General features: G+C 67.5%; 19 protein-coding genes. 16 read left to right on the top strand and 3 right to left on the bottom strand.

Translation table 11 applies throughout. The annotated features are described in order from the left end of the window. Window positions 1-10: 10 nt before the first annotated feature. Window positions 11-634: a TetR/AcrR family transcriptional regulator gene (locus IB236_RS13910; protein ID WP_099732068.1), complete on the bottom strand. Its 624-nt coding sequence runs from the start codon at window positions 632-634 to the stop codon at window positions 11-13. 140 nt (window positions 635-774) lie between these two features. Here IB236_RS13910 and IB236_RS13905 point away from each other — a divergent pair, with 140 nt between their 5' ends. From IB236_RS13905 to IB236_RS13885, 5 genes are all read left to right on the top strand, one after another. Beyond that, entirely contained in the window at window positions 775-1,596 is an 822-nt protein-coding gene (locus IB236_RS13905) for a metal-dependent hydrolase (RefSeq protein WP_056743529.1), read from the top strand. Window positions 1,597-1,614: 18 nt separating this feature from the next. Beyond that, complete coding sequence (locus tag IB236_RS13900) at window positions 1,615-3,048, top strand: TolC family protein (protein ID WP_225581150.1); 1,434 nt, start codon at window positions 1,615-1,617, stop codon at window positions 3,046-3,048. Window positions 3,049-3,065: 17 nt separating this feature from the next. Next, window positions 3,066-4,052, top strand: coding sequence for an HlyD family secretion protein (locus IB236_RS13895; RefSeq protein ID WP_192421206.1), 987 nt, complete (start codon window positions 3,066-3,068; stop codon window positions 4,050-4,052). Window positions 4,053-4,121: 69 nt separating this feature from the next. Beyond that, on the top strand, window positions 4,122-5,294 hold the full coding sequence (locus IB236_RS13890) for an ABC transporter permease (protein ID WP_192421205.1): 1,173 nt from the start codon (window positions 4,122-4,124) through the stop codon (window positions 5,292-5,294). Further along, the gene (locus IB236_RS13885; RefSeq protein WP_192421204.1) at window positions 5,294-6,502 is read left to right on the top strand and encodes an ABC transporter permease; all 1,209 of its coding nucleotides are present in this window, start codon (window positions 5,294-5,296) and stop codon (window positions 6,500-6,502) included. The genes IB236_RS13890 and IB236_RS13885 overlap by 1 nt, the downstream gene beginning before the upstream one ends. Here IB236_RS13885 and IB236_RS13880 read toward each other — a convergent pair. Beyond that, window positions 6,496-7,032, bottom strand: a complete 537-nt coding sequence (locus IB236_RS13880; protein WP_056067306.1) for a DUF962 domain-containing protein — start codon at window positions 7,030-7,032, stop codon at window positions 6,496-6,498. The two genes, IB236_RS13885 and IB236_RS13880, sit on opposite strands and share 7 nt — an antisense overlap. A gap of 117 nt (window positions 7,033-7,149) precedes the next feature. On the opposite strand from IB236_RS13880, the gene IB236_RS13875 reads away from it, so the two are divergent. From IB236_RS13875 to IB236_RS13850, 6 genes are all read left to right on the top strand, one after another. Beyond that, window positions 7,150-7,854 carry a Crp/Fnr family transcriptional regulator gene (locus IB236_RS13875; protein ID WP_056743535.1) on the top strand — a complete coding sequence of 235 codons (705 nt, stop codon included), beginning with the start codon at window positions 7,150-7,152 and terminating at the stop codon, window positions 7,852-7,854. Between the two features lie 103 nt (window positions 7,855-7,957). Then, window positions 7,958-9,391, top strand: coding sequence for an aldehyde dehydrogenase family protein (locus tag IB236_RS13870; RefSeq protein ID WP_056067777.1), 1,434 nt, complete (start codon window positions 7,958-7,960; stop codon window positions 9,389-9,391). 87 nt (window positions 9,392-9,478) lie between these two features. After that, the gene (locus IB236_RS13865; RefSeq protein ID WP_056743536.1) at window positions 9,479-10,105 is read left to right on the top strand and encodes a DUF2889 domain-containing protein; all 627 of its coding nucleotides are present in this window, start codon (window positions 9,479-9,481) and stop codon (window positions 10,103-10,105) included. Window positions 10,106-10,161: 56 nt separating this feature from the next. Continuing rightward, window positions 10,162-10,923, top strand: coding sequence for an SDR family oxidoreductase (locus IB236_RS13860; protein WP_099729920.1), 762 nt, complete (start codon window positions 10,162-10,164; stop codon window positions 10,921-10,923). Window positions 10,924-11,320: 397 nt separating this feature from the next. Then, on the top strand, window positions 11,321-12,295 hold the full coding sequence (locus IB236_RS13855) for a polymer-forming cytoskeletal protein (protein WP_192421203.1): 975 nt from the start codon (window positions 11,321-11,323) through the stop codon (window positions 12,293-12,295). Next, window positions 12,295-12,981 carry a hypothetical protein gene (locus IB236_RS13850; protein ID WP_225581149.1) on the top strand — a complete coding sequence of 229 codons (687 nt, stop codon included), beginning with the start codon at window positions 12,295-12,297 and terminating at the stop codon, window positions 12,979-12,981. Before IB236_RS13855 ends, IB236_RS13850 begins: the two co-directional genes overlap by 1 nt. 28 nt (window positions 12,982-13,009) lie before the next feature. On the opposite strand, the gene IB236_RS13845 is transcribed toward IB236_RS13850, so the two are convergent. Continuing rightward, window positions 13,010-13,864 carry a type IV pili methyl-accepting chemotaxis transducer N-terminal domain-containing protein gene (locus tag IB236_RS13845; protein ID WP_225581148.1) on the bottom strand — a complete coding sequence of 285 codons (855 nt, stop codon included), beginning with the start codon at window positions 13,862-13,864 and terminating at the stop codon, window positions 13,010-13,012. Window positions 13,865-14,052: 188 nt separating this feature from the next. On the opposite strand from IB236_RS13845, the gene IB236_RS13840 reads away from it, so the two are divergent. The 5 genes from IB236_RS13840 to IB236_RS13820 are packed head-to-tail and all read left to right on the top strand — an operon-like array spanning window position 14,053 to window position 17,322. Then, window positions 14,053-14,472 carry a BLUF domain-containing protein gene (locus tag IB236_RS13840; RefSeq protein WP_192421201.1) on the top strand — a complete coding sequence of 140 codons (420 nt, stop codon included), beginning with the start codon at window positions 14,053-14,055 and terminating at the stop codon, window positions 14,470-14,472. Window positions 14,473-14,519: 47 nt separating this feature from the next. Continuing rightward, window positions 14,520-15,656 (top strand): GTP 3',8-cyclase MoaA, encoded by a 1,137-nt coding sequence (gene moaA / locus IB236_RS13835; RefSeq protein WP_192421200.1) that lies wholly within the window; start codon window positions 14,520-14,522, stop codon window positions 15,654-15,656. 7 nt (window positions 15,657-15,663) lie between these two features. Continuing rightward, complete coding sequence (locus IB236_RS13830) at window positions 15,664-16,095, top strand: nucleotidyltransferase domain-containing protein (protein ID WP_192421199.1); 432 nt, start codon at window positions 15,664-15,666, stop codon at window positions 16,093-16,095. A gap of 26 nt (window positions 16,096-16,121) precedes the next feature. Then, entirely contained in the window at window positions 16,122-16,760 is a 639-nt protein-coding gene (mobA, locus tag IB236_RS13825) for a molybdenum cofactor guanylyltransferase MobA (protein ID WP_192421198.1), read from the top strand. Between the two features lie 16 nt (window positions 16,761-16,776). Beyond that, window positions 16,777-17,322 carry a GNAT family N-acetyltransferase gene (locus IB236_RS13820; RefSeq protein WP_121943233.1) on the top strand — a complete coding sequence of 182 codons (546 nt, stop codon included), beginning with the start codon at window positions 16,777-16,779 and terminating at the stop codon, window positions 17,320-17,322. Window positions 17,323-17,340: the final 18 nt, after the last annotated feature.

Below are 17,340 nucleotides of genomic sequence, written 5' to 3'. Positions count from 1 at the left end.
CACACAACGATCAGAACTCGGCCGAGATCGCCGCCCGCAACAAAGTTGCCGCGGGCTCCACCAGCTCTTGCAGCTGCCCGGCCCGGTCCTGCTCGATGGAGTGCAGCACCATCTCGTTGATGCCCCCCACCACCGCCATGGCCATCATGGGCTGCAGGGGCGTCTTGCGTTTGCGCTCACCCGCGCGGTTGTTCACCACGTCCAGCATCAGGTCGGCCAGTTGCTGGTTGGCGCGGCGGCGCGCGGCCAGCCCCGTGGGGCCCAGGCCCAGGATGTCGATGAACAAGGTGCGCAGCAGCACGGGGTTGCGTGCCAACACGCCAAAGTAGGCTGCCATGGCCTGCTCCACCTGGGCTTCCCAGTCGCTGTGCGGATCGATGGCAGAGCGCAGCACCGCAATCGCGTTGCCACTGGCCGCCTCGTACAGCGCGGTCAGGCACTCGGCCTTGTCGGCAAAATTTTCATAAAAGGTGCGGCGCGACACGCTGGCTTCGCGCACGATGTCGGCAATGGTGGTGTCGGCATAGCCCTTGGCGGCCACGGCGCGTGCCATGCCCTCCAGCAGGCGGGCGCGGTGTTCGGTGCCCGCAGCGGGTGCAGCGGGCGCAGCAATTGGGGCGGTGACGTCACTCATGGAGGCTGATCGCAATGCAGAAAATTCGACGAGGTACTTGACAGTACCATAGTTGATCTGCATCATACAAATCCACCGGTACTGCAAAGTACCAAATCCATGCACCACCGCGTGGCCCCCTTGCGCCAGGAGCCCTCTTAATGACCGAACTCGTTGTCCGCCGCCTGCTGATCGACCTGGAGACGCCGTTTGCGCGCCACTGGTGTGGTGGCGACGCGTTTCGCTCTGCGCTGTTCAACGCGCTGTCGATGAGCTTCCCGGTGGGCGAGCAGTTCTTTATCGACGCCGTGCGTGACGGCCACAAGGCCCTGCCCCCCGACAGGCAGGCGCAGTTTGCCGACGAAGTGCGTGGCTTCATCGGGCAGGAGGCCACACACCGCCGCATCCACGCGCTGTTCAACGGCCACCTCGACCAGCAGGGCCTCGCCAATGAATGGGCCCCGCGTGCGCAAGAGCGCATGAAGCTGTTTGCGGGCGCCGACCCACGCCATCCGCTGGCTGTGACCGCTGCCAACGAGCACTTCACCGCCCTGCTCGCCGAATGGCTGCTCGCCCACCCCGAGGTACTGCAGGGCGCCGAGCCGCGCCTGGCCACGATGTGGCAATGGCACTGTGCCGAAGAGTCCGAGCACAAGAACACGGCCTTCGACCTTTACCAGGCCCTGGGCGGCAACCACGAGTGGCGCATCACCTGGTTCCGTCGCATCACGGTGGTGTTCCTCGGCGATGTGCTGCGCCAGACGGTGCTGAACCTGCGCCGCGATGGCTCGCTGTGGAAATGGAGCACGTGGACCAGCGCCGCACGCACGCTGTTCGGCAAGGGCGGTCTGGTGCGCGAGACCTGGCGCCCCTGGCGCGAGTACCTGCGCCCCGACTTTCACCCCAGCCAGCACGGCACCGACTTGTCGGCACGCTGGCTGGCAGAGCACAGCAACGCCTACACCCCGGTGGGTGCGCGCTGACAACCACAACCTGACACCATGACCCATCCCACCACGCCCCGGCACACAGGCCGGGCAGGCGCGGCTTTGCTCTGCCTGCTTGCATCTACCACCCTGACCCTGCTGCCCCTGCAGGCCCACGCCGCCCCTTTGGCGTTTGACGCAGCGCTGCAGCAGCTGCAGCAGCGCTCCGACCAGCTGGCCGCATCGCGCAGCGCCGTCGAAAGCGCCCAGCTGCGCCGCGACGCCATGCAGCGCCTGGGCGGCCCGGTGGTCAACCTGAGCGGCGCCGCCTATACCTACAACGCCAACCTGGACGTGGACCTGAACCCGCTGAACCGCGCCCTGCCCGGCGTGCTGTCGCAGCTGCCACCCCAGCTGGCGGGCTCGCTGGCCCAGTTGCCGCATCTGCCGTCCAGCTACACGCTCAACCGCAGCAAGAGCGACACCACAGCCTCGGTCTCTGCCATTTGGCCGATCTACATGGGGGGCGCCAGCAATGCGGCCCGGGGCCTGCTGGATGCCCAGGCGCAAGAAGCCCAGGCCGACGCCGCCAAAACCGGCCATGAGGCCACCACCCTGCTGGTGCAGCGCTACTTTGGCGCCCAGCTGGCGCAGCGCGCGGCCCTGCTGCGCGAATCGGCCCTGGCCACCATTGAGCAGCACGACGCCGCCGCACAGAAGATGCTGGACGCCGGCGTGATCGCACGCGTCGAACGCCTGCAGGCCCGCTCCGCGCTGGAAGAGGCCCGCCGCAACGCGCGCAAGGCCCGCGACGATGCCGACCTGGCCGCCACGGCTCTGACGCGCACCCTCAAGGCATCCGACCCTGTGACGCCCACCAGCCCCCTGTTTGTGCTGAGCCAGCCGGTCGAGCCCCTGCCCCACTTCATCGACACCGCCTTGGCCCACCACCCCGGGCTGGACAAGGTGGCCGCCAAGAAAGAGCAAGCCACACAACTGCATGCCGCACAGGAGGCACTGCGCAAGCCCCAGGTGTTTGCCTTTGGCCAGCGCCAGCTCAAGACCGGCCGCGATGCCGACTGGGTGGCCGGCGTGGGCGTGCGCTGGACACTGTGGGACTCCGTCGACCGCAACGCACTGGCCGAGTCATCCAACCGCCAGATCGAGCAGGCTGAGCGCACCGGCGCGCAGGCGCAGAACGACATTGCCCTGCTGGTGGAAAAGCGCTGGCTGGCCCTGGAGCAGGCGCGCCGCGCCTACTTTGCGCTGCAGCCGGGTCTGGAGCTGGCCGACGAAGTGCTGCGCCTGCGCATCTCGGGTCTGAAGGCGGGCACCAGCACCACGCTGGACCTGATCGACGCTCAGGTCAACCAGGCCAAGGCCCAGACCGAACGCGCGCAGGCCGCCCACGACTACGTGAAGGCGCTGGCCGATCTGCTGGAGGCCTGCGGCCTGTCGGAAGACTTTGGCAAATACATGGCGCGCGCTGATGCGGTGCGGGTGGAATGAGTAAAGGTGGAACGAACATGAGCAAGAACAACAGCAAAAAGGCGGCCGTGATCGGCACGGTGGCCTTTGTGGCCGTGGCAGGCTTTGTGGGCTTTGGCCTGTGGAAGGCCTCGCAGCCTGCACCCGAGGTGTTCCAGGGCCAGATCGAAGCGCAAGAGGCCGACATCGCCCCCAAGGTCACAGCGCGCATCGCGCAGATCCTGGTGAAGGAAGGCGACCAGATCGCCGTGGGCGCCCCGCTGATCCGCATGGACAGCCCCGAGGTGAAAGCCAAGCTGGCGCAGGCCACCGCCGCCCAAGAGGCTGCCCAGGCCGTGGCCGACAAGGCCCAGCACGGCGCGCGCCCGCAAGAGATTGAAATGGCCCGTCTGAACTGGCAGCGCGCCGTGGCCGCCGCCGACCTGGCCGAATCGTCCTTCAAGCGCGTGGACGGCCTGGCCCGCGAGGGCCTGGTGGCGACGCAAAAACGCGACGAGGCCGAGGCCAACTTCAAGGCCTCGCGCGACCAGGCGCTGGCCGCCAAGGCCCAGTACGACCTGGCCCGCGCCGGTGCCCGCAGCGAAGACCGATCCGCCGCTAGCGCCCAGGCGCGCCAGGTGGCGGGCGTGGTGGCGGAGGTGCAGGCGGCCCAGGCCGAGACCGAGCTCAAGAGCCCCGTCGCCGGCGAAGTGGCCAAGGTGCTGGCCCGCACGGGCGAACTGTCGCCGCAGGGCGTGGCCGTGGTCACGGTGGTGGACCTGAAGGACCAGTGGGTGGTACTGAATGTGCGCGAAGACCGTCTGCAGCGCTTTGCCATCGGCAACGAATTTGACGCCACGCTGCCCGCGCTGGGCGGCAAAACCGTGAAGTTCAAGGTCTACCACACGGCTGCGCTGCCCGACTTTGCCACCTGGCGCGCCACACGCGCAGGCCAGGGCTTTGACGCCCGCACGTTTGAAGTGCGCGCGCGCCCGGCGGCCCCCATCGAAGGCGCACGCCCCGGCATGACGGTGCTGGTGCAGTGACATGCGCCTGATGCACAGCGATTTGAGTCAAAAGTACCGGTAGCGCTATTGCAATATGCGCATACAGCTATGAATTCAATAGCAAACAGCCTTCGCCGCGAAGCCAGCCGCCTGGCGGCCGATCCGTGGGACCTGGCCATGGTCACCTGGGTGCCGCTGCTGGGCGTGGCGCTGCTGTGGTGGATCTTCTCGGCCGGCCTGCCGCGCCACCTGGCGGTGGGCGTGGTGGATGACGACCACTCCAGCCTGTCGCGCCAGCTGGTGCGCATGCTGGACGCCACACCGGGCGTGCAGATCACCCAGCACTTCACCAACGCGGCCGAAGCCGAACGCGCGCTGCGCGCGGTGGACGTGTACGCCGTGGTTTCCATCCCGCGCGACTTTGCGCGCACGTTGAAGGAAGGCCGCGCAGCGCAGGTCACGCTGCTGCACAACGCGCAGATGTCCACCCACTCGGGCCTGCTGCAGCGCGATGTGCGCACGGCCGTGGGCACCTTGTCGGCCGGTGTCGAGATGGCCGCGCGCAACAAACGCGGCGAAAGCGCCCAGGCCGTACACGTGAGCATGGAGCCCATCCACACGCAGATGGTGGCGCTGTTCAATGTGTCCAGCAACTACGAGCAGTTTCTGGGCGCGGCGCTGATCCCCGCCCTGCTGCACATCCTGGCCATGACGGCCGGCGCCTGGACGGTGGGCCGCGAGCTGCGCGACCGCACGCTGGGCGAATGGCTGGGCGCAGGGGGCTGGATGCGCACTGCAGGCGCGCTGGTCGGCAAGCTCGCCGTGCCCTGGGTAACACTCACGCTGGTGGGCCTGCTGGCGCTGGTGGGCATCACCTGGGGCCGGGGCTGGCACCCGCCGGGCAATCTGTGGTGGGTGGCTGCGGCGCTGGCGCTGCTGTTAGCGGTGTCGATCACCGCAGGCGCTGCGCTGGCAGGCATCACGCGGTCGCTGCGCACCGCACTGTCGGGTGCGGGCTTTTTTGCAGCCCCGGCGTTTGCGTTCAGCGGCGTGGCGTTTCCCCTTGCGGGCATGCCCGGCAGCGCACGCGCGTGGGCCGAAGCCATGCCGTTCACCCACTACATCCGTCTGCAGATCGAGCAGTTGCAAATGGGCGCACCGGTGGCTACCAGCGTCTCGACGATGGTGGCGCTGACCATCGCCACCACCGCGCTGTGGCTGATAGGCGCCACCGCGCTCACGCTGGCGCACGAACGCCCAGACACCTGGGGAGGCCGCTGATGAACACCCCGATGCAACCCATGCCGGTGACCACGCCACCCCGCCAGGGCCTGCTGGGCGCCTGGTTGCAAGCGCTGGCCACCGTGGTGCGCGACAAGGGCGTGCTGCTGCTGTTGGTAGGAGCGCCTGTGCTCTACGGTTTTTTCTACCCCTGGTTCTATGCCGACGAGGTGCTGACCCGCGTGCCTGTGGCCGTGGTGGATAGGGACCACACCAGCCTGTCGCGCCAGATCACCCGCTTTGCCGACGCCGACCCCCGCATTGAAGTGCGTTTTGTCGCCGCCAGCGAACGCGAGGCGCAGGAGGCCCTGTGGCGCGGAGAGATCGAAGGCTACGCGGTGATCCCTGCCGGGCTCAAGCGCAGCGTGGTGCGCGGCGAAAACGCCGTGGTCAGCATCGAGGCCAACGGCGCCTACGCGCTGCTGAACAAGGCCGTGCAATACGGTTTCGCAGAGGCCGTCGGCACCGTGTCTGCCGGAGTCGAGATCCGCAAGCTGCAGGCCAGCGGCCAGAGCGCCCCCCAGGCCCGCGCCAGCCGCGCGCCGGTGCAACTGCAGATGGTGGCGCTGTTCAACCCCACCGAGGGCTACGGCAGCTTTGTGGTGCCTGCGGTGGCGCTGCTCATCCTGCAGCAGACCTTGCTGATGGGCGCTGCGATGCTCACCGGCACCTGGGTGGAAAGCGGCCAGCACCGCGCCCGCGCCACCACCTGGCTGGGCCGCCTGCTGGCGCTGTGCACACTGGGCTGGGCCAGCGGCCTTTTCTACTTTGGCTGGATCTTTGTGCTGCACGACTACCCGCGCGGCGGCAACCCGCTGGGGGCACTGGCGCTGCTGGCCTGCTACATCCCGGCCATCGCGGCCTTGGGTGCGCTGCTGGGGCTGTGGTTTGGCAACCGTGAACGCGCGCTGCAGGTGCTGCTGTTCACCACACTGCCCATCGCGTTCGTCGCAGGCTTCTCGTGGCCGGTGGAGGCGCTGCCCGAGCCGCTGCAGTGGCTGCGTTGGCTGCTGCCCAGCACCTCGGGCGTGCAGGCGTCGCTGCGGCTCAACCAGCTGGGCGCGCCGCTGTCCGCCGCGCTGCCTTACCTGTGTGCATTGGTGGCGCTGGGTGCGGTGTGCGCAGGGGCCGTGCTGGCCCTTGCGAGGCCGTCAAGCCCTGGCGCTCAAGCAGCAAACGCGGCGGAGCGCGAGCGCAGAGCTTACTGAGGGTGGGCAGCAGCCTGTTGCCCGGTACGCAAGCGCACCGGGCCGCTGCGCTCTTCCACCGCCGCCTGCACCTCCTTGCGCAGGCCCAGTGCAAACGCCCACTCGGCCACCACAAACAGCGGGCCCACGATCAGGCCCACCAGGTCGTCCACAAACGCGGGCTTGCGGCCTTCGTAGTAGTGGCCCACGAACTGGATCACCCAGCCCACCGCAAACAGGCCAATGCCCGTGGCCAGCCAGACGGCCAGGGTCTGTGCCGCCACCCATTGCCCGCCCACCAGCATGGCGGCCAGCAGCGCGGCCATGGCCAGGCCAAAACGCATGTCCAGCCGGAAGTAGAAAACACTGGCCACCAGCGCTGCCAGCAGCGCCGGGCTTAGCGGCAGCGCACCCACCATCCAGGTCGGACGCGACAGGAGGATGACGACGGCGAACATGATCATGGGCACGCCCACAAAATGGGTGTGGATGTTGCGCGGGTCGCGGTGGTAGTCGGCGTATTGGGACAGGTGGTCGATCAGGGTTTTCATGGGTGTCTCCAGCATGTGTTTTGCGCAGCATCAATACTCGCTCTCAGGCCGCGCCAGCGTCTGTCGTGCAGACGACAAAAAGCCGCCGCGCCCTCCTGCCCCGTTCAATCGCATCCCATGTCCACCCCTTCCGCCTACCTGCCTGTCCTCCAGTCTGGCCGCTGGTTTGCCCACCTGCCGCCCGACTTTTCCCAGCCGCTGATTGCCATGGCGCAGTTGCGCCATCTGCCGACGGGCGAGGTGCTGTTCCGGCGCGGCGATGCGCCCTGTGGCCTGTATGCGGTGGTGCGCGGCGCGGTCAGCATCTCGGGCACCGGGGGGCGGGCCGACGAGGCGCGTGCGGCGCTGTTGATCCGCCTGGAGCCGCCGCACTGGTTTGGCGAGATCTCGGTGTTTGACAACTCGGCCCGCACCCACGATGCACAGGCCACCGAACCCACCACCCTGGTGCACATCCCGCACGAGCGGCTGCAGCACTGGCTGCAGGCCCACCCGCAGCACTGGCATGCGCTGGCCTTGTTGATGACCGACAAGCTGCGCTCGGCCTTCGTGGCGATGGAAGAGCTGGCCCTGCTGCCCGCCCCGCAGCGCCTGGCGCGGCGCCTGGTGATGATGGCCGAGGGCTACGGCCAGTGGACGGCCGAGGGGCAGTCGCGCCGCGTGATCGAGATCTCGCAAGAGCAGCTGTCGCTGATGCTGGCGATCTCGCGCCAGACCACCAACCAGATCCTCAAGGACCTGGAGTCGCGCCACCTGGTGCGCGTGCAGCGCGGCGAGGTGGAGATTCTGGACCTGGCCGGCCTGCGGGGTGCCTGCGCCTGATTACTATTAAATCGATAGCAACCAAGGCATATTGCACTAGCACATCGGCGTGTTTTCACACAAATACTAAGCACACATTCCATTTCCGGGCAAAATGACGGCCATGCAACTGAACTACATCGCCAACGCCTCGGTGCCCTCGTCCTCGGGCCGCACGATCCCCGTGATCGACCCGTCCGACGGCCAGCCCTTCGACGAGATCCAGCGCAGCAACGCCGACGACATCGACGCGGCGGTGCATGCGGCCCGCCAGTGCTACCACGCGGTGTGGCAAAAGCTGGCCCCGGTGGAGCGCGGCCGCCTGCTCCAAAAGCTCTCGGCCAAGATCCTGGAGCATGCGGACGAGCTGACGGCGCTGGAGCAACGCGACTGCGGCAAGCCCACCAAGCAAGCACGCGCCGACGCCATTGCGCTGGCCCGCTATTTCGAGTTCTACGCCGGTGCGTGCGACAAGTTCCACGGCGAGACCATCCCCTACCCCGACGGCTACAGCGTGCTGACCTGGCGTGAGCCCCACGGCGTCACGGGCCATGTGATCCCCTGGAACTACCCCATGCAGATCTTTGGCCGCAGCGTGGGCGGCGCCCTGGCGGCGGGCAATGTGTGCGTGGTCAAGCCGGCCGAAGACGCCTGCCTGTCGCTGATCCGCGTGGCGCAGCTGGCAGCCGAGGTGGGGTTCCCAGCCGGAGCTTTGAATATCGTCACCGGCTACGGCCACGAGGTGGGCGACGCGCTGGCGCGCCACCCCGGCATCGACCACATCAGCTTCACCGGCAGCCCCAAGATCGGCACGCTGATCCAGCAGGTGGCTGCCGAGCGCCACTGCCCCGTGACGCTGGAGCTGGGCGGCAAGAGCCCGCAGATCATCTTTGCCGACGCCGACCTGGACGCCGCCATCCCCGTGGTCATCAACGCCATCGTGCAGAACGCCGGGCAGACCTGCTCGGCGGGCTCGCGCGTGCTGATCGACTCGCTGATTTATGAACCCCTGCTGGAGCGCCTGGGCAAGGCGTTTGAAAAGCTGCGCGTCGGCCCCGCTGCCATGGACCTGGATGTGGGCCCGCTGATCCGCCAGACGCAGCAGCAGCGCGTGTGGGACTTTTTATCGGACGCGCAAGTGGCCGGCATCCCCATGGTGGCCCAGGGCGTGGTGGTGGACGAAGCGCCCGAGACCGGTTACTACCAGGCGCCGACCCTGCTGCGCGATGTGCCCGTGGGCCACCGCCTGGCACAGGAAGAAGTCTTCGGCCCCGTGCTGTCGGCCATGGCCTTCCAGGACGAGGACCACGCGGTCGAGCTGGCCAACGCCACGCAATTCGGCCTGGTGGCCGGCATCTGGACGCGCGATGGTGCGCGCCAGTTCCGCATGGCCAAGCGTGTGCACAGCGGCCAGGTGTTCATCAACAACTACGGCGCGGCCGGCGGTGTGGAGCTGCCGTTTGGCGGCGTCAAATCCAGCGGCTATGGACGCGAAAAGGGCTTTGAGGCGCTGTACGGCTTCACCACCTTGAAGACCGTTGCCATCAAGTACGGTTGAAGCACCACAAGGTGTCCCGCCCGCGCACGACGGCATGGGCAGGCCCCGCTAACCTCGGCTGCTTCTGTACGACGATTTTTCTTCCCCATGCCCCTGAGCCCCCCCGCCCCCCGCACCCTGAAGCATGTCCGCCGGGTGAACTACCAGGGCTTTGAACGCGACGATGGCCTGTGGGACATCGAAGGCGAGCTACACGACAGCAAGGCCTACGACGCCCCCTCGCACCGCGACCCGACGCGCACGCGCCTGGCGGGCGAAGCCATCCACCACATGTGGCTGCGCGTGACCGTGAACCGCCAGCTGGTGGTGCAGGCGGTGGATGTGTCCATGGATTCACACCCGCTCAAGGGCTGCACCGAGGCCCAGGCAGCGCTGCAGCGCATGGTGGGCTGCAGCATGGCACGCGGCTGGCGCCAGGCCATCCAGAAGCACCTGGGCGGCGTGGAAAGCTGCACGCACCTGCGCGAGCTGCTGTTCAATCTGGCCACGGCGGCGTTCCAGTCAGTGCCTGCCGTGTTTGCCGCCAGCCACCCCGACGAGCCGCCACGCCATCTGGGCCAGTGCACGGGGTGGGACTTTAACGGCAACGGCGTGAAGGAATTCTTTCCCCAGTTCTACGGCCGGGAGCCCAAGGCACCCGCCCCGGCAGCCCCTGCGGCCGATACAGCTTCGGCCACTGAAATTTCAGCCCCATCGGGCGCTAGCGCTAGCTGAATATGCGCTGGTAGCTATCAATTTTGATATATCACCACAACCCATCGGAGACACCCATGCGTGTGCAGAACAAATCCATCATCGTCACCGGCGCCGGCAACGGCATTGGCGAAGGCATCGCCAAGCGCCTGGCCGCTGAAGGCGGCAAGGTCATCGTCAACGACATCAACGAGGCCGGTGGCCAGCGCGTGGTGGCCGAGATCACGGCCGCCGGCGGCACCGCCGCTTTCTTCAAAGCCGACGTGACGAAGTCCGCCGAAGTGAAGGCGATGGTCGACGAAGCCGTGCGCCTGTACGGCCGCCTGGACGTGGTGGTGAACAACGCAGGCTGGACGCACCGCAACCGCCCCATGCTCGAAGTGAGCGAGGACGAGTTCGACAAGGTCTATGCCATCAACATGAAGAGCATCTACCTGAGCGCCATCCACGCCGTGCCCGCACTGCGCCAGGCGGGGGGCGGCAGCATCATCAACATCGCCTCCACCGCCGGGCTGCGCCCCCGCCCAGGCCTGACCTGGTACAACGGCTCCAAGGGCGCCGTCATCATCACGAGCAAGTCCATGGCCGCTGAGCTGGGCCCCGACAACATCCGCGTGAACTGCATCAACCCCGTGTTCAACCCCGACACCGGCCTGGCCGCCGAGTTTGCGGGCGGCCCGGTGGACGATGCGCGCCGCGCCAAGTTCCTGGCCACCATTCCGCTGGGCCGCTTCTCCACCGCACTGGACGTGGCCAACGCCGCGCTGTACCTGGCGAGCGAAGAGGCGTCGTTCATCAGCGGCGTGTGCATTGAGGTGGATGGCGGGCGCTGCGTTTAAGTCAGCAAGCAAACAAACAGGCGTCGCGGCATGCTCTGTGAAGCAGCCACCACGCCCCTTTTTGAGCGGCCCAATCCGCACTAGGGCAGTGCGGATTGATTTGACGGTGCAGGCCCTGCTGCCTATAGTGCCGCCGATGTTTGCGAGCCACTCTCCCGCCACAGCCGCCACAGCCGCCACAGCCGCCAGCGCCACCGCGCCGCTGCGCCGTGGCGCGCGCTCGCAGGCCACGCTCCAGGCCGGTGACCGCGCTCTCTGCACCCTCGCTGCAGATTCCTGAGCCCGGCGACACCCCCTCCCCTCCGCATTCTTTTCGCGCACCTCTTGTCGCCGGGCCCCACGCCCAGCGCCAGCTTGCGCCTTGGCAACCGCCGGGGCGCGGACGTCAGGAGTGTCCATGCCCCCGTTCCCTTCGGGCGAGATTTCGCTCGCCCCATGCGCCCTTGCGCACAGCCTGCCCGCCGATGAGGCCATCGCCAACGCGTCTGCCGCCACCGACATCACCCGCCACTTCATCCGCGCCAAGCGGCCTTGTGCCGACGGTTACCGCTGGTACCTGCGCCGCCAGGAGGGCGCCAGCAACTACCAGGCGCTGCTGGACGACCTGGTGCGCGAAGGCCGCGTGGAAGACGCGTGCTGGATGCTGGACCAGTTCGGCCCCACCAACGATGTGCTGGAGGTGGACCACCTGGAGGCCGACGCGCTGGTGTTTGCCGGCAGCGTGCACTGCCGGGGCAGCGCGGACGTGGACGGTGTGCTGCGCACCGGCCGCAGCCTGAGTGTGCAGGGCGGCCTGCGGGTGGGCGGTGCGCTGCGGGTGGGCGAAGACCTGCGCGTGGCGGGCGCGGTGCGCTGCGAGGGCAGCGCACGGCTGCAGGGCGATATGCGCGTGGGCTGGTCGCTGACTGTGGCGCAGCGGCTGCAATGCACGGGCAGCCTGCGCGTGGGCGGAGAGCTGGACTGCGGCGCCGCCGTCCAGATCGGTGGCCACTGCCGGGTGGCCCAGGATCTGCGGGTGGTGGGCGACCTGGGCTGCGACGGCGGCATCAAGGTGGGCGGGCATCTGCAAGCCGATGCCGCCGTGCAGGCCGCCCGGGGCGTGTGGGCCATGGGCAATGTGGACTGCAAGGGCCACCTGCAGGTGGGCTGGGGTGTGCGGGCCGGTGGTCACATCCACGCCGGCGGGGCCATCCGTGCGGGCGAGAGCCTCTGGGCGGGTGAAACGATTGCCGCGGGCGACGCCTACGGCGTGTATGCGGGCCTGGATGTGCCCTTGCCCGACTGGCCCCACAGCGCCCAGGTGTGCGCCCGCGAACAACCAGCACGCCTGTTGAGCGGCTGCTGGACCGGGGGCACGGGGAGCACGCCATGATGGCCAGCGCCCTTTGCCTGCCCCTGCCCGGCCATGCCACCACCACCGGAACCACCAAGCCATCGACCAGCCACGGCCTGCTGGGCCGCTGGGCCCGGTGGCTGACCGAACTGCGCATCGACGTGGACCTGTCGGGCCGCGACATCCAGCGCGAGTTCGATGCGCTGTACGACCGCATTCGCACCAACCACCGCACGCGCGATGCGATGCAGCCGCTGCCCCTGCATGTGCGCGGGCTGGTGTTCCGCCTGCGCGAGGCCGATGGCGAATATTTTGTGTACGCCATCGACCCGCTGCGCAACCGCATCGTGGCCTACACCGTGTTCAACCGTCTGGTGGAGGTGGACCGGCGCACCGACCGCCACCTGCGCGCACCCCACACCAAGGTAGCGCACGGCTACCGGCGCATGGGCATTGCCACCGCCATCTACCGCTGGTGGCTGGACTCTGGCCGCAGCCTCATGACCGGCGCACGCCAGTCTGCCGGCGCGCACGGCCTGTGGATGGCCCTGGCCCGCGACTATGAGCTGGCGGCGGTCCGCATCGACGCGCACAAGCGCGTGCAGCACTTGCCGCTGCCCCCGCCGCCGGGATTTTTCGACGCGCTGGACACGCGGCTGGTGCTGGTGGGGCGCGATTGCCGTTTGGCGGAATTCACGCTGCCCGCCGCCTGTGGCGGCCACTGAGCGGATGCGCCCAGCCGTGCGGTGCGGCTCAGCCCAGCACCTCGCGCAGGGCGGCCTCGTAGAGGCTGGTCAGCTTGTCCATCACGCCCAGCAGGCGTTCGCTGGTGGTCGCCACGGCACTGAGCCCTGCGTCATCGGCCGGGCGGCGCAGGGCCGAGTCGAAGAACAGCCACTGCGAGTCGGCCAGCTCCAGCTCGCTGCGGATCGCGGGCGTGGACACCGGCGCTGCTTTCAGCGTCTGCAGCGCCTGCCGGAAGTCGGCCGCATCGGCCACCAGCTGGGCCTGCACCACCTTCGACTCCACCTTGGCCGCATTCAGAAAATAGTTCTTGGCCAGGCGCTGCGACAGCATGCGCTGGCGGCCCGCCAGGTTGACCAGGCGGGCGCTGGGGGCCTGTGCCATCTTCTCGATGGACTCGGTCACGGTCTGCGCGACCAGCAGCGTGCGGTCCGCCTGCTCGGACGCCGCAACGACCAGTGCGGTCTGGGTGGCCGGCGCTGCCGTCAACTGGTTGAGCAGGGCAAACTGCTTTTGCACATCGGCCAGTTGGCGCCCCACATCGGCGGGCCATTGCCCTGACTGCATGCCCCGGGCCAGCTCGTTGCTGCCGGACTGCACCATCTTGCGTGCCAGCCCCATCACGTCCACCGCAGCGCCCGGCAGCACCTGCAGGTACTGCTGGCAATAGGCCTTGGCCATGCGTTGCGACAGCGCACGGAACCAGCCCGCATAGTTGATGGCCCCCGACAATCCCATCTGTGCCTGGGCCCCATTGGCCCAGGTGGGCAGCAGGATGCCCGCCGCCACCCATTGCACCGCCACACGGCGCTGGCATGGCATGGCGTCGGCGGAGAACCTGTTCAATAGCTCGCGAACTGGCATGGGAACCCCCTGAAATCGGATGCCCGTATTGTTGCAACGCAGCATTTCGACGCCCTGCGCCAGATCAAACATCCCCCATCCGCGGGGCCCACACCTGCGAAGACACAGAACCCATCTTCAGGGTCATTGGCGGGCGGGCCCACTGATGCGCACCAAACCTGACACACTGCGCCGTTCAGGAGACACACATGTTGATACAACTGACCTATGCCAGCCGCACCTCCCGTGTGCTCGGCCCTGCGGACATCAAGGACATCTTGGGCGCGTCGCAGCGCAACAATGCCCGCGCGGGCATCACTGGTGCGCTGTGCCTGAACAACGGCATCTTCCTGCAGCAGCTCGAAGGCGATCGTGCTGCGGTCAACGCGCTGTACCACCGCCTGCTCAAGGACACGCGCCACAAGGACACGGCCGTGCTGGACTTTGGCGAGATCCCGCACCGCCGCTTCACCAGCTGGTCCATGGGGCTTCTGGGCTCGGTGGACGCCAACCGGCAGCTGTTCCTCAAATACTCCAGCACCCCCGATTTCGACCCCTTCAGCATGAGCACCTTGATGCTGCGCAGCTTCTTCGACGAGATCCTGCAGAACGTGCGCTGGCTGGAGTGAGAAAATGCGGGCCATGCGCCCTCCTGCCCTGCTGAACGAGCCCACCCATGTCTGAACGCGTGATTCCGCTGGTCGATGAGCGCCTGGCCGCGCTGGCAGCCACGGTGCCAGCGCGGTTGGTGAGCCCCACGGGCCAACTCACCGACACGCGGGGCCGCCCGCTGCGCGACCTGCGCATCAGCGTGACGGACCGCTGCAACTTCCGCTGCAACTACTGCATGCCCAAGGAAGTGTTCGACAAGGACTACCCCTACCTGCCGCACGGGGCGCTGCTGAGCTTTGAAGAAATCACGCGGCTGGCGCGGCTGTTTCTGGCGCATGGCGTGCGCAAGATCCGCCTGACGGGCGGCGAGCCCCTGCTGCGCAAGAACCTCGAAGACCTGGTGGCGCAACTGGCCCAGCTGCGCACCGTGGATGGCGTGGCGCCCGACCTCACGCTCACTACCAACGGTTCATTGCTCGCGCGCAAGGCCCAGGCCCTGAGGGACGCGGGCCTGAACCGCGTGACCGTGAGCCTCGACGGCCTGGACGACACGATCTTTCGCCGCATGAACGATGTGGACTTTCCGGTGGCCGATGTGCTGGCCGGCATCGAGGCCGCGCATGCGGCGGGCCTGTCGCACATCAAGGTCAACATGGTGGTCAAGCGCGGCACCAACGACCACGAGATCTTGCCCATGGCGCGGCACTTTCGGGGCACCGGCACCACGCTGCGCTTCATCGAATACATGGACGTGGGTGCCACCAACGGCTGGCGCATGGACGAGGTGCTGCCCTCTGCCGAACTCATCGAACGCCTGCGCGCCGAACTGCCGCTGGTGCAGCTGGACCCGAGCAGCCCCGGAGAAACCGCCGAGCGCTGGGGCTATGCCGATACCAAGGGCCGGCATGACCCCGCACTGGGCGAGGTCGGCGTGATCAGCAGCGTGACCCAGGCCTTCTGCCACGACTGCAACCGCGCACGCCTGTCCACCGAAGGCAAGCTCTACCTGTGCCTGTTTGCTAGCCAGGGCTACGACCTGCGCAGCCTGCTGCGCGGGGGCGCGAGCGATGCAGAGATTGCCTCGGCCATCGCCCCCATCTGGCAGCAGCGCAACGACCGCTACTCCGAGCTGCGCAGCAGCCTGCCTGCCGACACCGGCCAGGGTGCTCGCCGCGTTGAGATGAGCTATATCGGGGGATAGCGGCGCTATGGGCGTAGATGATCTAGCGCTAGACGTGCAGGCGTTTATCCATGCACTGTGTGGTCTAGCCCATCGCCCAGCATCTGTTTGGCTGATCGGATCGCAAGCTAACGGAAGAGCTACCGAGCAATCCGACTGGGATCTGTTGGTATTCGGTTCTTCACCTTTAATCGAGGAACTCAAGCGAGACATTCCCACCCCACTCAAGATCGACGCCCTCGTGGTTTACAACGGAAACGACTACTGCGATCCGTGGCAAAACAAACGTGGGTCCCTCAAGAATCTGAAATGGCGCTTGGAATCTGCAACAGTTGCAAACTACGAAGGGGTTCGCTGGATCGCATGTAGCGAGTCTGAGGAAGACTATTCGTCAAGCTCCGGCAACATGCTGATATCGAAAGAAAAAGCGTTGTGTCTGTGGACAGCGCCGACTCTCTAGCAAACTCATTCAAAACAGGAACTCAATTGATCAATCAGCAAGACATCACCGGCCTGGTCCTCGCAGGGGGCCGCGGCTCCCGCATGGGCGGGGTGGACAAAGGCCTGCAGAACTTTCGCGGCCTGCCGCTGGCCTTGCACACGCTGATGCGGCTACAGATGCAGACCGGCGCCACCATGGTCAATGCCAACCGCAATCTGGCGGCCTACGAGGCCTTTGGCACGCCGGTGTGGCCTGACGTGCTGAGCGACTACGCCGGGCCCCTGGCAGGCTTTCTGACCGGGCTGGAGCGCTGCGAAACCCCCTGGCTGCTCACGGTGCCCTGCGACACGCCGCTGTTTCCGCTGGACCTCGCCCAGCGCCTGGCGGCAGCGGCAGACGCCGAGGGCGCCGACATTGCCATGGCCGCAGCCCCGGAAGACGACGGCAAGGGCCAGATCACCGTGCGCCCTCAGCCGGTGTTCTGCCTGCTACGCGTGGACCTGCTGGAAAGCCTGGTCGCCTTCACCCACGCCGGTGGCCGCAAGATCGACGCGTGGACCGGCCAGCACCGCTGCGCCATCGTGCCGTTCGACCGGCCGGGCGACAACCCCCAGGCCTTTTTCAACGCCAACACGCTGGCCGAGCTGCACGCGCTGGAAAACAGCAGCGCGCCCCAGGCCTGACCCGCGCGCCAACCCCATGAACAGTCGCCCCCCGGTGGACGCTGGCGCGGTGCAGATCCGCCCCCTGGTTGCCGCAGACGCATTGGCCTACAAGGCTTTGCGGGACGAGGCACTGCGCACAGCGCCGGATGCCTTCACCTCGGACTACGAATCCTCCGTGGGCCGCGATGCCAGCGAGTACGTGGCGCGTTTCGGCGCGCTGGAGTCCGGCCAGTTTTTCCTGGGCGCCTTCGACACGGCGGGCCAGCTGCTCGGCTGCCTGGGCTGCGAGCGCGAGCAACGCACCAAACAGCGCCACTGCGCGGTGGTGGTCGGCATGATGGTGTCGCCTGCTGCGCAGCGCCGGGGCGTTGGCCGGATGCTGGTGGAGGCCTGCGTGCAGGCCGCCAGCCAGGTGCCGGGGCTGACCCAACTGGTGCTCACCGTCACCGCGTCCAACCAGCACGTGGTGCGCCTGTACGAGCAGGCCGGGTTCCGCCCCTGGGGCCTGCTGCCCAACGCCATCGTGGTGGATGGCGTGGGCTACGACAAGCTGCACATGGTGCGGCTGCTCTCCCACTGACTTCAAGCGAATCCCACC

Origin of the sequence: Acidovorax sp. ACV02, assembly GCF_014851475.1 — a bacterium.
GTDB classification, from domain to species: domain Bacteria; phylum Pseudomonadota; class Gammaproteobacteria; order Burkholderiales; family Burkholderiaceae_C; genus Acidovorax; species Acidovorax delafieldii.
The sequence above is the reverse complement of the archived record's forward strand: the minus strand, read 5'-3'. Positions and strand labels throughout refer to the sequence as shown.

What these genes read in the sequence shown, in the direction of transcription:
- IB236_RS13910 (WP_099732068.1), bottom strand. Translation starts at nt 634, where the DNA reads ATGAGTGACGTCACCGCCCCAATTGCTGCGCCCGCTGCACCCGCTGCG.
- IB236_RS13905 (WP_056743529.1), top strand. Translation starts at nt 775, where the DNA reads ATGACCGAACTCGTTGTCCGCCGCCTGCTGATCGACCTGGAGACGCCG.
- IB236_RS13900 (WP_225581150.1), top strand. Translation starts at nt 1,615, where the DNA reads ATGACCCATCCCACCACGCCCCGGCACACAGGCCGGGCAGGCGCGGCT.
- IB236_RS13895 (WP_192421206.1), top strand. Translation starts at nt 3,066, where the DNA reads ATGAGCAAGAACAACAGCAAAAAGGCGGCCGTGATCGGCACGGTGGCC.
- IB236_RS13890 (WP_192421205.1), top strand. Translation starts at nt 4,122, where the DNA reads ATGAATTCAATAGCAAACAGCCTTCGCCGCGAAGCCAGCCGCCTGGCG.
- IB236_RS13885 (WP_192421204.1), top strand. Translation starts at nt 5,294, where the DNA reads ATGAACACCCCGATGCAACCCATGCCGGTGACCACGCCACCCCGCCAG.
- IB236_RS13880 (WP_056067306.1), bottom strand. Translation starts at nt 7,032, where the DNA reads ATGAAAACCCTGATCGACCACCTGTCCCAATACGCCGACTACCACCGC.
- IB236_RS13875 (WP_056743535.1), top strand. Translation starts at nt 7,150, where the DNA reads ATGTCCACCCCTTCCGCCTACCTGCCTGTCCTCCAGTCTGGCCGCTGG.
- IB236_RS13870 (WP_056067777.1), top strand. Translation starts at nt 7,958, where the DNA reads ATGCAACTGAACTACATCGCCAACGCCTCGGTGCCCTCGTCCTCGGGC.
- IB236_RS13865 (WP_056743536.1), top strand. Translation starts at nt 9,479, where the DNA reads ATGCCCCTGAGCCCCCCCGCCCCCCGCACCCTGAAGCATGTCCGCCGG.
- IB236_RS13860 (WP_099729920.1), top strand. Translation starts at nt 10,162, where the DNA reads ATGCGTGTGCAGAACAAATCCATCATCGTCACCGGCGCCGGCAACGGC.
- IB236_RS13855 (WP_192421203.1), top strand. Translation starts at nt 11,321, where the DNA reads ATGCCCCCGTTCCCTTCGGGCGAGATTTCGCTCGCCCCATGCGCCCTT.
- IB236_RS13850 (WP_225581149.1), top strand. Translation starts at nt 12,295, where the DNA reads ATGGCCAGCGCCCTTTGCCTGCCCCTGCCCGGCCATGCCACCACCACC.
- IB236_RS13845 (WP_225581148.1), bottom strand. Translation starts at nt 13,864, where the DNA reads ATGCCAGTTCGCGAGCTATTGAACAGGTTCTCCGCCGACGCCATGCCA.
- IB236_RS13840 (WP_192421201.1), top strand. Translation starts at nt 14,053, where the DNA reads ATGTTGATACAACTGACCTATGCCAGCCGCACCTCCCGTGTGCTCGGC.
- moaA (WP_192421200.1), top strand. Translation starts at nt 14,520, where the DNA reads ATGTCTGAACGCGTGATTCCGCTGGTCGATGAGCGCCTGGCCGCGCTG.
- IB236_RS13830 (WP_192421199.1), top strand. Translation starts at nt 15,664, where the DNA reads ATGGGCGTAGATGATCTAGCGCTAGACGTGCAGGCGTTTATCCATGCA.
- IB236_RS13820 (WP_121943233.1), top strand. Translation starts at nt 16,777, where the DNA reads ATGAACAGTCGCCCCCCGGTGGACGCTGGCGCGGTGCAGATCCGCCCC.